The 13,477-nt window shown below is 60.2% G+C and carries 11 protein-coding genes; 9 read left to right on the forward strand and 2 right to left on the reverse strand.

The genetic code is table 11. From position 1 onward, the window contains the following. Positions 1-15 precede the first annotated feature (15 nt). Positions 16-1,011 carry a LacI family DNA-binding transcriptional regulator gene (locus AC02Y0_RS21700; RefSeq protein WP_476381235.1) on the reverse strand — a complete coding sequence of 332 codons (996 nt, stop codon included), beginning with the start codon at positions 1,009-1,011 and terminating at the stop codon, positions 16-18. 150 nt (positions 1,012-1,161) lie between these two features. Between AC02Y0_RS21700 and AC02Y0_RS21705 the strand changes: the two genes are divergently transcribed. The 4 genes from AC02Y0_RS21705 (at position 1,162) to AC02Y0_RS21720 (ending at position 5,309) form a co-directional block, all read left to right on the forward strand. Next, positions 1,162-2,655 (forward strand): sugar ABC transporter ATP-binding protein, encoded by a 1,494-nt coding sequence (locus tag AC02Y0_RS21705; protein WP_476381237.1) that lies wholly within the window; start codon positions 1,162-1,164, stop codon positions 2,653-2,655. An 8-nt stretch (positions 2,656-2,663) separates the two neighbouring features. Next, the gene (locus AC02Y0_RS21710) at positions 2,664-3,686 is read left to right on the forward strand and encodes an ABC transporter permease (protein WP_476381239.1); all 1,023 of its coding nucleotides are present in this window, start codon (positions 2,664-2,666) and stop codon (positions 3,684-3,686) included. Positions 3,687-3,714: 28 nt separating this feature from the next. Beyond that, positions 3,715-4,803: a substrate-binding domain-containing protein gene (locus tag AC02Y0_RS21715; protein WP_476381240.1), complete on the forward strand. Its 1,089-nt coding sequence runs from the start codon at positions 3,715-3,717 to the stop codon at positions 4,801-4,803. A gap of 77 nt (positions 4,804-4,880) precedes the next feature. After that, positions 4,881-5,309, forward strand: a complete 429-nt coding sequence (locus AC02Y0_RS21720; RefSeq protein WP_476381241.1) for a GlcG/HbpS family heme-binding protein — start codon at positions 4,881-4,883, stop codon at positions 5,307-5,309. A gap of 373 nt (positions 5,310-5,682) precedes the next feature. On the opposite strand, the gene AC02Y0_RS21725 is transcribed toward AC02Y0_RS21720, so the two are convergent. Next, positions 5,683-6,708: a LacI family DNA-binding transcriptional regulator gene (locus AC02Y0_RS21725; RefSeq protein ID WP_476381243.1), complete on the reverse strand. Its 1,026-nt coding sequence runs from the start codon at positions 6,706-6,708 to the stop codon at positions 5,683-5,685. A gap of 215 nt (positions 6,709-6,923) precedes the next feature. Between AC02Y0_RS21725 and AC02Y0_RS21730 the strand changes: the two genes are divergently transcribed. The 5 genes from AC02Y0_RS21730 (at position 6,924) to AC02Y0_RS21750 (ending at position 13,257) form a co-directional block, all read left to right on the forward strand. Beyond that, positions 6,924-9,182 carry a family 78 glycoside hydrolase catalytic domain gene (locus AC02Y0_RS21730; protein ID WP_476384106.1) on the forward strand — a complete coding sequence of 753 codons (2,259 nt, stop codon included), beginning with the start codon at positions 6,924-6,926 and terminating at the stop codon, positions 9,180-9,182. Between the two features lie 71 nt (positions 9,183-9,253). Further along, positions 9,254-10,522: an ABC transporter substrate-binding protein gene (locus AC02Y0_RS21735; protein ID WP_476384107.1), complete on the forward strand. Its 1,269-nt coding sequence runs from the start codon at positions 9,254-9,256 to the stop codon at positions 10,520-10,522. A 65-nt stretch (positions 10,523-10,587) separates the two neighbouring features. Continuing rightward, entirely contained in the window at positions 10,588-11,451 is an 864-nt protein-coding gene (locus tag AC02Y0_RS21740; protein ID WP_476381244.1) for a carbohydrate ABC transporter permease, read from the forward strand. After that, positions 11,448-12,272, forward strand: coding sequence for a carbohydrate ABC transporter permease (locus AC02Y0_RS21745; RefSeq protein WP_476381246.1), 825 nt, complete (start codon positions 11,448-11,450; stop codon positions 12,270-12,272). Before AC02Y0_RS21740 ends, AC02Y0_RS21745 begins: the two co-directional genes overlap by 4 nt. 4 nt (positions 12,273-12,276) lie before the next feature. Next, entirely contained in the window at positions 12,277-13,257 is a 981-nt protein-coding gene (locus tag AC02Y0_RS21750; RefSeq protein WP_476381248.1) for an ABC transporter ATP-binding protein, read from the forward strand. Positions 13,258-13,477: the final 220 nt, after the last annotated feature.

A 13,477-nucleotide genomic window follows, 5' to 3' on the forward strand; every position in this document is an offset into this window, starting at 1 on the left:
GGCGGGCTTGGTGCCTTACACCGTCTCGCCGGGCACCAGGCGTGTCGGAACAAAGGTGACGGTCTGGACGGGCTCGCCCTTTAGCTTTGCGACAAGCGCTTCGGCGGCTGCCTTGCCGATGCTCGTCGTCGGCACGACGGTCGTCGTCAAACGCTTCTGCAGGATGGATGCTGCCTCCATCCCACCCCAGCCGGCGATGCCGATATCCTCGGGCACACTCAAGCCGCGCGACTGGCAGAAGGCCAGGCCGCCGATCGCCATCTCGTCATTGTGGAAATAGACGACATCGAAATCATTCTTTCGGCTGAGCAGGGTCTCCAGCCCATAATAGCCGGCATAGAAGCCCGGCGCGTCGTGCAGCATCTCGGCATCGACGAGCGGATGGCCGGCACGGGCGAGAGCGTCGCGGAACCCTTCGAACCGCGCTTGTCCCATCACGTCAGAGCGGGCGAGTGCGCCGACATAACCGGCCTTGCGACGGCCACGCGCGAGAAGATGCCGGGCCATCTCGGCGCCGCAATCGGCATGGGAAAAACCGACGGCCATATCGATCGGGCTCGTTGTCAGGTCCCAGATCTCGACAACTGGAATTGCCGCACTTCTGAGAAGCTCTATCGTGCCCGGCGTATGGTGGCGACCTGAGAGAATGAGGCCCGCCGGACGCCAGCTCACCACTTGCCGGATCCAGGCTTCCTCTTCGATCATCGAATGATCGTTGGCGCCGATGATCAACTGATAGCCGAGACGTCCAAGCGCCCGGTCGACGCCATCCAGCACATGGCCGAACAGGCCTGATGTCAGGCGCGGGACACACATGCCGACCAGCGTTTCTGCCTGATCCGAGCCGAAGGCGGCGGCAAGCCGGTTCGGGACATAGCCCAGTTGTGCGGCGATCTCCATGACCTTCCGGCGCGTCTGGTCGGAGAAGCCGGACCCGTCGCGCAGGACGCGACTGACCGTCATCTTTGATACGCCAGCGGCACGGGCGATGTCTTCGAGATTGGCCTTCATCGGGGCTTCTGCCCCAACGATACAGGGCGGTGAACACGCGGCATGTTATCGATAACTTTTTTCTTGACTCGGCAAATGATGCAAGTACGTTAGTTACGTTACCGGTAAACCTGACGCAAGATCTGGATCCGGCATGGGAGGAGACATAGTATGCAACCGTCCGCAGACGGCCTGCTTTTCGATCGCATCGTGAAGTCCTTTGGTGGCACGCAGGCCCTCAAAGGTGTTTCGCTGAAGGTCGAGCGTGGCGAAATCGTCGCCCTGCTCGGCGAGAACGGAGCCGGCAAATCGACGCTCATCAAGGTCCTCGGCGGCATCCACCGCCCCGGCGAGGGCGGCGTCTTCATCGATGGCGTGCCCTACGCCCATGAGGCCGGCAAGGCCGGCGGCCAGAAGGTCGCCTTCATTCACCAGGATCTCGGTCTGATCGAGTGGATGAGTGTTGCCGAAAACATTGCCCTTTCGCTTGGCTATGTGAAGAAGGGCCGTCGGATCGACTGGTCTGCGACCGAAGCTCTGGCCGACAAGGCGCTGGCATTGGTCGAAGCCGATTTTTCGGCAACCGCGCGGGTTTCCAGTCTCACCCGCACACAGAAGTCTCTTGTTGCCATCGCCCGTGCGCTTGCTGCGGATTGCGACTACCTCGTTCTCGACGAGCCGACCGCCAGCTTGCCCGCCGATGAGGTGGAGCGGCTGTTCGCCGCCCTTCGCCCGCTGAAGGCGCGTGGCGTCGGCATGATCTATGTCAGCCACCGGCTGGATGAGATTTTCCGCATCGCCGATCGGGTCGCCGTGTTGCGCGACGGACAAATGGTCGGGATGCGCGCAATCGAACATACGACGCCGGAGGAGCTGGTCGGTCTGATCGTCGGCCGAAAGGCGCGTGAAATTGCCCGGCCTGCCATTCTCGAGGGACCGGCGATCCTCAAAGTCTCAGGTCTCGCAACCGGTGCTGTCGGCCCTGTCAGCTTCGAGATCAAGCGCGGCGAGCTGCTCGGTCTCGCAGGACTTCGCGGGGCCGGTCACGAGGATGTCGGTCGAGCCCTTTTCGGCCTCATCCCGCATGCGGGCAAGATTGCGCTGAACGGGGTCGCGCCGGACTTGAAAGATGCTGGTGCCGCAATGCGGTCGGGCATCGGTCTTGTAGCACGCGATCGGGTCGCCGAAAGTGTCGCGCCCGGCCTCTCCATCCGAGAAAACGCGTTTCTTAATCCGTCGGCCACGGGGCGACGCCTTCTGAGCCTGCTTTCGCCGAAGGCGGAAGATGAACTTGCCCATGAACTCGGCCGCAGGGTGGGCTTGTCACCCAATGATCCGACACTCGCCATCGAGGCGCTTTCGGGTGGCAATCAGCAGAAGGTCGTCGTCGGACGCTGGCTTGATTCCGGCCGCCGCCTGCTGATTGCGGAAGATCCGACCGCCGGCGTCGATGTTGGTGCCAAGGCCGAGATCTACCATCTTCTCTACCAGGCTCTTGCAAGCGGCATGGGCGTCCTCGTGGTGTCCACCGATTTCGAAGAGACCGCCAATATCTGCCATCGCGCCATCGTCTTCAGCCGCGGCCTGCCAGTGGCCGAGCTGAGTGGCGTTGAACTGTCAACCGAATCCCTGATCCAGGCCGCATCGGCCGGTGAAGCCGCCTGAGGACCGCCATGCCCGGTATCCAATCCAACGCCGTCGAACCCACCAAGGACGAATTGCGGGGTCTGTCGCCCGGTCGCAAGATCGTGCGCCTCGCGCCGACCTATGGTCTCGTCATCCTGATGTTCGGCCTGATCCTGCTGTTCTCGATCCTGCTGCCGACCACATTCCCGACCATGCTCAATGTCAGGGCCATCCTGTCCGACAAGGCGATCATTGCGCTTCTGTCGCTCGCGGCGATGATCCCGATGGTCGCCGGCCGTATCGATCTGACGGTCGGTTACGGCATCGTGCTCTGGCATATTCTGGCGATCAGCCTGCAGACGCTCTACGGCTTCCCCTGGCCTGTGGCCGTTGCCATTGTGCTCGTGCTGGGTGTTCTGATCGGCGCGCTGAATGGTCTCCTGGTCGAAGTCGCCCGCATCGACAGCTTCATCGCAACCCTTGGCACCGGCACGATCCTGTACGCCCTCGCGCTCTGGCATACCGGCGGCCGACAGATGGTCGGCGCGCTTCCAGATGCGTTCTATGCGATCAACGGCACCTTCGTCTTCGGACTGCCGATCACCGCGATCTACGTGCTGGTCATCACTGTCGTGCTCTGGGTCGCGTTGGAATACACCCCGATCGGTCGGTATCTCTACGCGATCGGCGCCAATCAGCGGGCTGCCGAACTCAACGGTATTCCGACGCGAAAGTTCGTTATCGGCGCGTTTGTCACATCCGGCCTGATGACGGCACTCGCAGGTGTCCTGCTCGCTTCAAAACTGCGCATCGGCCAGGCCTCGGTCGGTCTGGAATTCCTGCTGCCGGCGCTTGTCGGCGCCTTCCTCGGCTCCACCACCATCAAACCCGGACGCGTCAATGTCTGGGGTACCATCGTCGGCGTGATGATCCTCGCCGTCGGTATTTCCGGCATCCAGCAATTCGGCGGCAGCTTCTGGGTCGAGCCCCTGTTCAACGGCACGACCTTGCTGATCGCCATCGGGATCGCCGGTTACGCGCAAAGAAAGAAAGGCGCGAAGTCCAAATAAGTGCATTCAGCTATTTTGGGAGGAAACCATGCTGAAAAGAGCCCTAGCCGTATCAATCCTGGCGCTGACGGCCGCCATGCCTGCCCATGCCGACGCGATTTCGGACGCAATGGCAGAAGTCCAGAAGTATGCCGGTGAAAAGACCACCTGGGATGGTCCGACCACTGGTCCGACTGCGGCCGCTGCCAAGAAGGTCGTCGTGCTTGCAGCCGACATGAAGAATGGCGGTATTCTCGGCGTCACCAACGGCATCCAGGAAGCTGCTGCCAAGATCGGTTGGGAGGTTACCGTTCTTGATGGCGCTGGTTCCGTGCAGAGCCGCGCCGGCGCCTTTGGCCAGGCGCTTGCGCTGAAGCCAGATGGCATCATCATCAATGGTTTCGATGCCGTCGAGCAGCAGGCCGCCTTGAAGCAGGCCTGCGATGCAGGGATCCCGATGGTGAGCTGGCATGCTGGTCCGGTCATCGGCCCCGATCCGGCCAATTGCCTGTTCGCCAATGTCTCGACCGATGCCATGGAAGTCTCGGCCGCTGCCGGGAAATGGGCCTTTGCGGACGCCGGTGGCAAGCCGGGCGTCGTGATCTTCACGGACTCGACCTATGCAATCGCGATTGCCAAGGCCGACAAGATCAAGGAGACGATCGAGAAGCTCGGCGGCACGGTGCTCGAATATGTCGACACCCCGATTGCCGACACCTCGAACCGCATGCCGACGCTGACGACGTCGCTTCTGCAGAAGTATGGTGCAAGCTGGACGCATGCGCTGGCGATCAACGACATCTACTTCGACTTCATGGGGCCGAGCTTGGCCGCAGCCGGCATTGCCGGTGACGGCGCACCGAAGGCTGTTGCTGCCGGCGACGGGTCCGAGTCCGCCTATCAGCGTATCCGTTCCGGCCAGTATCAGGCCGTCACTGTCGCCGAGCCCCTCAACCTGCAGGGTTGGCAGCTGATCGACGAACTGAACCGTGCCGTGAGCAAGGTCGAATGGTCGGGCTACACCTCGCCGCTGCATGTCGTCACCAAGGCGAACATCAGCTCCGACGGTGGTGACAAGAACATCTTCGATCCGGGCAATGGTTATCGCGACCAGTATGCTAAGATCTGGGGCAAATAAGACTTGCTCCTTCGCGGCCGGTGCAAACTCCTCCGCGCCGGCCGCGATTACTTCACAATGAGATCGGGAAAGAGCCCATGAGCAGCTTCTTTGAGCCTTCGGCGCAACTGACGGACAAGGGCGTGCTCGCCATGCTGCAGGCGTCGATCGATACGGCCTCGGCGATGGGCCAGCCGCAATGCATCGTTGTCGTCGACCAGAGCGGCGTCGTGCTCGGCTCCTTTCGGATGAAGGGGGCGCGCTTTCTTTCCTTGAAGAGTGCTCTTGCCAAGGCTCGGACCGCTGCGTCCATCAATGCACCTTCGACGGCTATTCCAGAACAGGCACGGCTTCTGATTTCTGGTGCGACCCAGGGCGAGGTGACAGGACTGAAGGGTGGTCTACCCATTCGCTTTGGCGGGGTGCTCGTCGGCGGTATTGGCGTTGGTTCGGGGAGTGGCGATCAGGACGAGGATGTGGCACATGCAGCGCTCAAAGCTATCGGAGCTGATGCAAACACGCCGTGATTTGGCTTCGCGAACGTCGCCGACCTTCAGTATAGATTAGACACAGAATGGTTGTGCCGGACACTGGATGCGCGGGCGGGATAGACTGCGCTGCTGGTTCTTCTAGGAGATTAATCTGGTTATGGGTACTCCTCGCCGCCTCCACCCCATTCCGTTGAAATGAAGAAACGCCGGCGATCGACTTTATCCGGCTAAGCGCTGTGTCACATATGATATGGACTTCACCAAGTGAGATCTCTTAAACGCGTGTTTTAAACCACCTATCTTTAGATGTTAAAACGAGCTGCTGGTAGTAGGCTCGCTTCTCCACAGGCGAAGACACTGACAAGACATACTTGAGCCAGCTTCTCTCACGCCGGTCCCTCCGCGAAAATTACGTGCTGCGGCGAAGCACGACCTTTGGCGGGAAGAGAACATGCTGCGCTTCTTCACGGCCTTCTATGCGACTAAGCAGCAATTCGCTTGCCCTGGCGCCGAGTTCCAACGGATCCTGGTTAACGCTGGAGAGGCTGACGGCCGGCTGTCCGGCGAGCGAACAGTCGTCGTAGCCGATGACGGCGAGTGTGCCGGGGACCTCGATCGCCAATTCGTGACAGGCCGCGAGAAGCGGAATGGCATCGAGATCGGACCAGGCGAAGATCGCCCGCGGCCTGTCTTCCGAAGAGAGCAAGGCTGCCAGTTCGTTCGTCCTTGATTCGCTCGGATGGGGATGGCGGATGATCCGCGTCTTGTCTTCCAATCCGATCGCAGCCATGGCCGCCTTGTAACCCGCCTCACGCTGCACCGCTACGACCGAACTGGGGCTGTCCGACCGGTCATAGCTCAGCATGGCGATGTCGCTGTAGCCCCGCGATGCCAGCGCTTCGACAGCCATCTGTGCCCCCGCGAAATCGTCCGAATTGACAGTGTCGTACAAGGTCGCCTGGGGTTCGTGATGGGCAATGGCGACGATGGGGATCTGTTTCGCATAGTGCGCTACCACGCTTCCCGAGATCTGCGGCCCGATCAGGACCAGGCCATCCATCCTGGTGTCTATCATCGACTCGATCATCGATGTCTCAAGCTTGGAGGCCGCGCGGCCGACGCCGACCATAGCCTTGTAATTGGCCTTCTCGAGCCCGGCGTCGATTCCTTCCAGCAGAACAGGGACGAACGGGTTGGTCAGTTCCACGACCAATATGCCAACGGTGTAAGTCCTGCCACGCATGGCGCGCGCTGCCGTCGACGGACGATACTTTAGAAGGTCGATGGCGTTTTCGACCTTGGTCCGCAGAGCCTCTGAGACCCCGTAGGCATTGCGCAGAACCTTGGATACGGCGGCCACCGAGACGCCTGCATGCTCGGCGACATGGCGGATCGTCACGCGATCCGTCGGTAGGCCAAGCTTCTGTTTTTCCATGGGTAATCCCGTCTGCGCATCATCCTTGCATCTACTATATGCAAAAAGCGCTTGCGCGGCAAACGAGTTTGTAGAATGATATACATAGAACGATACACAAAATGACCGGTGCGGCCTGATGGGTATGCGCCGGCGGGAGTAGAGACACCATGGACAGGCCCTCTCTGGCAGGCTCGATTTTAGCATCCAGCAGTCAACCGTTTGCGCGGGCTGAGATGATTGCTCCCGAGATCGACAAGGGGCAGGGGGCAGCCGGCACCTTCGTACAGACGTCCTGGCAGGTGGATGGCCTCCCCTCGACGGCAACCTTGAGGATTTCTGCGCTCGGTCTCTACCGCGCCTTCATCAACGGCAAGCGCGTCGGTGAGGATCTGCTGACACCCGGCTGGACCTGCTATGACGACCGGATCGCCTATCAGGCCTACGAGGTGTCCGAGCTTCTTCAGGTCGGTGAAAACAGAATTGAGATCTGGCTTGGCGATGGCTGGTATCGCAGCCAGCTTCTCTGGGCCTCCAACCCGATCTTCAATTGCTGGGGTGACCGCGTTGCGGCCATCGCCGAAATCGAGGCTGACGGCGCAGCACTGCTGATCACAGATACAAGTTGGAAGAGCGGTCTATCCCCGGTGACGCGCAACGGGATCTATTTCGGCGAAGACTATGATGCTCGGATTACGCCTCGCGCCGAAGCCGGCGTAGACCAGCTCGATTTCGACAAAGGCTTGCTTGTGCCGCACGAGGCGGACGCAGTGAAGGAACTCGCACCGATCGCGCCGATCGATCAGTGGCAGGATGCCGAAGGCAGACGCCTCTATGATTTCGGTCAGAATGCCGGTGCATACATTCGGCTCCGCGTCAGCGGAAAGCCGGGCGCTTCGGTCCGCGTCGAGCACTCGGAGATCCTTGGGCCGGACAAGGCCTTCGACAACCGAAACTATCGCAGCGCTCGCGCCGAGCTGCGTTACATCCTGTCTGGCAAAGGCGAGGAAACTTATGCCCCGCTTTTTACCTTCATGGGCTTTCGCTATGCCCGAGTGACGCTTGAAGGAGACGTCAGCCTCCTTTCCATCGAGATGGTGCCGATCAGCTCGGTACCGGTCGCTACCGGTGGATTCACCACAGGTGTTGCCGCGGTCAATCGGCTCGTCGAAAACACCATCTGGTCGCAGCGTTCGAACTTCATCGAAATTCCGACGGACTGCCCGCAGCGCGATGAACGCCTCGGCTGGACGGGGGACGCCCAGGTCTTCGCAGGCACCGCCTGCTGGCTTGCCGACAGCGAACGTTTCCTGATCAAGTATCTGCGTGATGTCATGCATGACCAGCGGGAGAATGGTGCGGTTCCGCACTTCTCGCCCGACCCGACGCGGCTGCATCCGATCGATGCGCGCGGCGACTGGGCCGGCTCGACCGGTTGGGGCGATGCGATCGTCATCATCCCCTGGCAGCTCTACCTGCATTACGGCAACCGGGAGGTCCTAGCGGAGTGCTTCCCGGCCATGATCAAATGGCTCGACTATCTCTGGGGCATTTCCAACGGCCCGATCATCCGCCCGCCGGCCGAGTGGGGCGCGCATGGCTTCACCTTCGGTGACTGGCTTCAGCCTGTCGGCGACAACCGTAAGCCGCGACCGACCGTCGCTGACGATTGTGCCGCCACGCTCTACCATTTCATCTCGACGCAGCTCGCGGCGCGTATCGCTCGCCTCCTCGGCCGTGACGAGGAGGCGCGCCGCCTGGACGAGCGTGTAAATGCAATCCGCGCCGCCTTCCGCACGGAGTTCTTTTCGCCCTCCGGTCGAATCGCGCACAACGATCAGACGTCCTGGGCGCTCGCCTTCCTGCATGATCTCGTTCCCGATGACTACAAGGAGGCGGGCAAGGTCTATTTCCGCCGCGTGGTCGAGGAAACCGATGGCGTCATCGGTACAGGCTTTATCGGCACGCCAGCACTTCTGCCGGCCCTCACGCAGCTCGGCATGGTCGAACTCGCCGAAAAGGTATTCCTCAATCGCAAGGTGCCGGGCTGGCTCTATCAGGTCGAACGTGGCGCGACCTCCATTTGGGAGCGCTGGGACGCGGTGGCCGAGGATGGCTCGATCTACGATCCGGACATGAACAGCTACAACCATTATGCCTATGGCGCCGTCTGCCAGTGGTTGTTTGAAGATGTTGCCGGCTTGAAGCTGACACCTGAAGGTGCGGGCTTCAAGCACCTCAAGCTCGATCCAGCCATCCTGCCCGCGCTGTCGCCCGTCAAGGCATGGCACGATGTCAGCCAGGGCCGCATTGAAGTCGAGTGGACAGTCGAAGGCGATCAGGTGACCTATCGTGTCGTCCTGCCCGAAGGTGTAACGGCTGATTTCCAAGCTACGCCAGCGCGCAAGAACGCCGTCGTAGACGGAAGGCAGGTCTCCGCAGGAGCCACGACGGAGATGGGGGCGGGGGAGCACCTCATCACCTTCCACATCTGAGTTTCCTCGGGAGAGGGGCCCGGGGGTCTGTGAAAATCGAATGGTCCAAACAGGAGGAAAAGACCATGAGAATGACGCATAAGCTTGCCTTGACTGCAACGCTCGCCACGCTGATGGCCAGCAGCGCTCTGGCAGACACCACGTTGAGCGTATTGCTCGACACCAATCCGGAAAGCATTGTGTCCTTCGAGGCGCTCATGGCGGCCTATAAGGAAAAGCGGCCGGATATTTCCTTTGATGTTGAAAACCGCCCGGGAGGTTCGGAGGGCGATAACATCGTCAAGACCCGCCTCGCCACGGGCGAAATGGCAGACATCTTTCAGTACAACTCGGGATCCCTTTTCCTGGCTCTGAAGCCTGAGCAGACGCTCGCCGACCTTTCCGATCTTCCTGGCAACGAAAACATCCTCGACAGTTACCGGCCGGTCGTCACTGCCACCGATGGCAGCCTGCGAGGCGTGCCCTTCGGGCCCGCGATGGGCGGTGGCATCTTCTACAACAGGAAGATCTATTCGGACCTTGGCCTTGAAGTTCCCAAGACATGGGCCGCGTTCATGGCCAACAACGAGAAGATCAAGGCTGCCGGTCAAGTAGCGATCGCCCAGACCTACGGCGATACCTGGACGTCACAGCTCTTCGTCCTGGCCGACTTTTACAACGTCAATGTCGCCGTGCCAGACTTCGCCAAGGACTACACCGAGAACAAGGCGAAGTATGCGACGACGCCTGCCGCCGCTAAAGGATTCGAGCGGCTTGAACAGGCTGCGAAGGCTCAAATATTCAACGCCGATTTCGGTGCCGCCAAGCTCGACGACGGCATGCGGATGGTCGCCACGGGTGAAGCTGCGCACTATCCGATGTTGACCTTCGCGATTGGCAACGTGGCACAGAACTACCCCGACAACCTTGACGATTTCGGGTTCTTTGCCCAACCCGGTGACGAAGAGGGCAAAAACGGTCTGACGACCTGGATGCCAACGGGTCTCTTTATCCCGGCTCAAGCTGAAAACATGGAAGAGGCACGCAAGTTCGTTGAGTGGATCGCGACCAAGGAAGCCTGCGAGATCATGGCGAAGGCCGTTCCCTCGGGTCCTTATCTGATCAAGGACTGCCAGCTCCCGGCGAACGTGCCGCAGGCTGTCAAGGACATGCTGCCCTATTTCGAAACGAGCGGTCGCACCGCCCCGGCGCTCGAATTCTTGTCGCCGATCAAAGGGCCGGCCCTGGAGCAGATCACTGTCGAGGTCGGTACCGGCATACGTTCTGCAGCAGAGGCAGTCGCTCTCTATGACCAGGATGTCGAAAAGCAGGCCAAGCAACTCGGCCTGCCGAACTGGTAACCTCCCGCCAGTCGAGCCCCGTCCGGTCTCCCAGGTCCGGGCGGGGTCAGCATCGGAGAAGAGACATGGTCACGCAGAAATCCCCCTATCCCTATTGGTTCGTGCTGCCGGCTGCCGTCGTGTTTTCAGTGCTGTTCCTCGCGCCGACATTCGCGTCCTTTTGGTTCAGTCTGACGCGGTGGGACCTGTTCTCGGCTGAATTCATCGGCTTGGAGAACTACCGGCAATTCCTGCGGGAGCCTTTCCTGATCCAAGGCACGGTCAACACGCTGATCTATGCGATCGCAACGTCGGCCACCAAATCCGTCCTGGGCTTGCTGCTCGCCGTACTTTTGACATCGGGAATATGGGCTCAGGGGTTCTTGCGAACTGTCGTCTTCTTTCCCGTCCTCGTATCGACGATCGGGATCGGGATCACCTTTGCAGTTCTGATGCATCCGACCAACGGCATGATCAATGTGGCGCTAAATGCCATCGGACTTCCAGGTCCTGGATGGCTGACCGATCCTTCGCTGGCGCTCTACTCGGTCATCCTTGTCGATCTCTGGAAAGGGGTCGGCCTTGCGACGCTGATCTATATTGCCGGTCTCGCAACAATCAGCCAGGACTACTACGAGGCTGCACGGATCGACGGCGCCACTCGAACGCAGATGTTTTTTCGCGTCACGGTGCCCCTGGTGCGCCCAGCGACCGTTACCGTGGTGACGCTGTCTCTGATCGGCGGCCTTCGCAGCTTCGATCTGATCTGGGCCATGACCCGGGGCGGCCCAGGCTTTTCCTCGGATGTGCTCGCAAGCGTTATCTACAAGCAGTACCAGGCCGGCTTCTATGGTCTTTCAACGGCGGGTAACGTGATCCTCTTCCTGCTGATTGCGCTGATCATCCTGCCGCTCACAGCGTGGTTCAATCGTCGGGAGGTGGATCTATGACCCGCCGTCAACTCTACTCAGGCATCGTCTCGCTCGCCCTTGCGTCCATCATCTTCATCCTGCCCTTCGTCTTCATTTTCCTGACGGCAGCAAAAAACCGTCAGGACGCCTCGCGCCTGACCTTCACCTGGCCTGTTGAATGGCAATTGTGGGAGAATTTCCTGCAAGTGCTGGAGACCCGCAACTATCTGCTGCTGCTCGCCTATTTCAATTCGACCGTCATCACGGTCTTTGCGGTGACACTGCTCGTTCTCTTCGGCGCAATGGTCGGCTATGTCCTGCAGCGCCGTCCCTCGCGCTGGAACAAGGTGATCTACGGTTTCGTGCTGGCCGGTCTGATGATCCCACCGGCAGTGGTGCCGACAATCTGGGTGCTGCAGTCGATAGGTCTCTTCAAGACGATCACCGGCATGATCTTCATCCAGGTTGCCTATGGCCTCGCTTTCTCGGTTCTCCTGTTCCGCAGCTTCATCGCGACCATCCCCCGCGACCTTGATGAGGCGGCGCTGATCGACGGGGCCACGCCCTTGCAGATCTTCTTCCGGGTCATCCTGCCACTCTTGAAGCCGGTAACCGTGACCGTCATCGTCGTGCAGTCGATCACCATCTTCAACGACTTCACCAACCCGCTCTACTATCTGCCGGGCCGGGAAAACGTGACGGTGCAGCTCACGCTCTATAACTTCCAGGGTCAGTTCCAGACGCAGTTCAATCTGCTCTTCATGAACATCCTGCTCGTCACCATCCCACCGCTTATCGTCTACATCTTCTTCAACCGACAGATCGTGGCCGGCATGACCGCCGGTGCCGTCAAAGGATAGTCGCATGACCAGTGTCGTTCTCAAGGACATCCGCAAGAGCTTCGGCAGCCTCGAGGTCATCAAGGGCATCGATCTGACGGTGGAGAAAGGCGAGTTCTGCGTCTTTGTCGGCCCTTCCGGCTGCGGCAAGTCCACGCTGCTCCGGATGATTTCGGGGCTGGAAACGTCGAGTTCGGGCCAGATCTTGATCGATGGTGAGGACGTAACCCATGCCGAGCCGTCGAAGCGCGGCATCGCCATGGTCTTCCAGTCCTATGCGCTCTATCCGCATCTGACGGTGCGGGAGAACATTGGCTTCGGCCTGTCGCTCGCAGGTCGTCCGAAGAGCGAGATCGCCGAGAAGGTCGAAAAGACGGCGGAAAGCCTGCAACTCACCCATCTCCTCGACCGTAAGCCGAAGGCTCTGTCAGGGGGGCAGCGTCAGCGGGTGGCGATCGGGCGTGCGATCATCCGCAATCCCAAGGTTTTCCTGTTCGACGAGCCGCTCTCCAACCTCGATGCAGCGCTTCGCTCACAGATGCGTATGGAGCTGACAGACCTGCACGCTAACCTCGGCGCCACCATGATCTACGTCACGCACGACCAGGTCGAGGCGATGACCATGGCCGACAAGATCGTCGTCCTGAATGCAGGACACATCGAGCAGGTCGGCTCGCCAATGGATCTCTACAACAATCCGGTCAGCCCATTCGTCGCTGGCTTCATCGGGTCACCGAAGATGAACCTCTACGATGGCGAGGTCGCCGCCGCAGAAGGCTGCGCCACCTACGGCATCCGCCCCGAGCACCTTGTCCTGTCGAAGAGCGATGGCAAATGGCAGGGGCAGGTCCGCCATATCGAGCGGCTTGGCGCAGACACCGTCGTCTACCTCGACCACCCCACGCTGAAGCAGATCGTCGCCCGCGTGCCCGGTGATTTCGAGATCGCATCCGGAGACCTTGTACGCGCGTCCCCGATGAGCGGCAAGGAGCACAGGTTCGACTAGGCGACATGTCTAATACTACTAATAGCAAATTCTAGCAGTCATCTGCGGCTTCCGCGTTAAAATGCTTTCTTTATTGATATCGGCAACGCTCCAAAATCCGCCTCTTCGGTTGAACCGGGCGCCGAGAAGCAGATGGGGCAGTTCCATAATCTAATCTTGCGTCTAGAACGCCCGTGTTCGCGCCACTAAAGCGAGTTTTGTACAAGTCTCTATGCAATCA

Source organism: Allorhizobium sp. nf9_anc, from assembly GCF_056323085.1.

Bases quoted from the DNA above. Each gene is read 5' to 3' on its own strand.
- AC02Y0_RS21700 (WP_476381235.1), bottom strand. From the start codon at position 1,011: ATGAAGGCCAATCTCGAAGACATCGCCCGTGCCGCTGGCGTATCAAAG.
- AC02Y0_RS21705 (WP_476381237.1), top strand. From the start codon at position 1,162: ATGCAACCGTCCGCAGACGGCCTGCTTTTCGATCGCATCGTGAAGTCC.
- AC02Y0_RS21710 (WP_476381239.1), top strand. From the start codon at position 2,664: ATGCCCGGTATCCAATCCAACGCCGTCGAACCCACCAAGGACGAATTG.
- AC02Y0_RS21715 (WP_476381240.1), top strand. From the start codon at position 3,715: ATGCTGAAAAGAGCCCTAGCCGTATCAATCCTGGCGCTGACGGCCGCC.
- AC02Y0_RS21720 (WP_476381241.1), top strand. From the start codon at position 4,881: ATGAGCAGCTTCTTTGAGCCTTCGGCGCAACTGACGGACAAGGGCGTG.
- AC02Y0_RS21725 (WP_476381243.1), bottom strand. From the start codon at position 6,708: ATGGAAAAACAGAAGCTTGGCCTACCGACGGATCGCGTGACGATCCGC.
- AC02Y0_RS21730 (WP_476384106.1), top strand. From the start codon at position 6,924: ATGATTGCTCCCGAGATCGACAAGGGGCAGGGGGCAGCCGGCACCTTC.
- AC02Y0_RS21735 (WP_476384107.1), top strand. From the start codon at position 9,254: ATGACGCATAAGCTTGCCTTGACTGCAACGCTCGCCACGCTGATGGCC.
- AC02Y0_RS21740 (WP_476381244.1), top strand. From the start codon at position 10,588: ATGGTCACGCAGAAATCCCCCTATCCCTATTGGTTCGTGCTGCCGGCT.
- AC02Y0_RS21745 (WP_476381246.1), top strand. From the start codon at position 11,448: ATGACCCGCCGTCAACTCTACTCAGGCATCGTCTCGCTCGCCCTTGCG.
- AC02Y0_RS21750 (WP_476381248.1), top strand. From the start codon at position 12,277: ATGACCAGTGTCGTTCTCAAGGACATCCGCAAGAGCTTCGGCAGCCTC.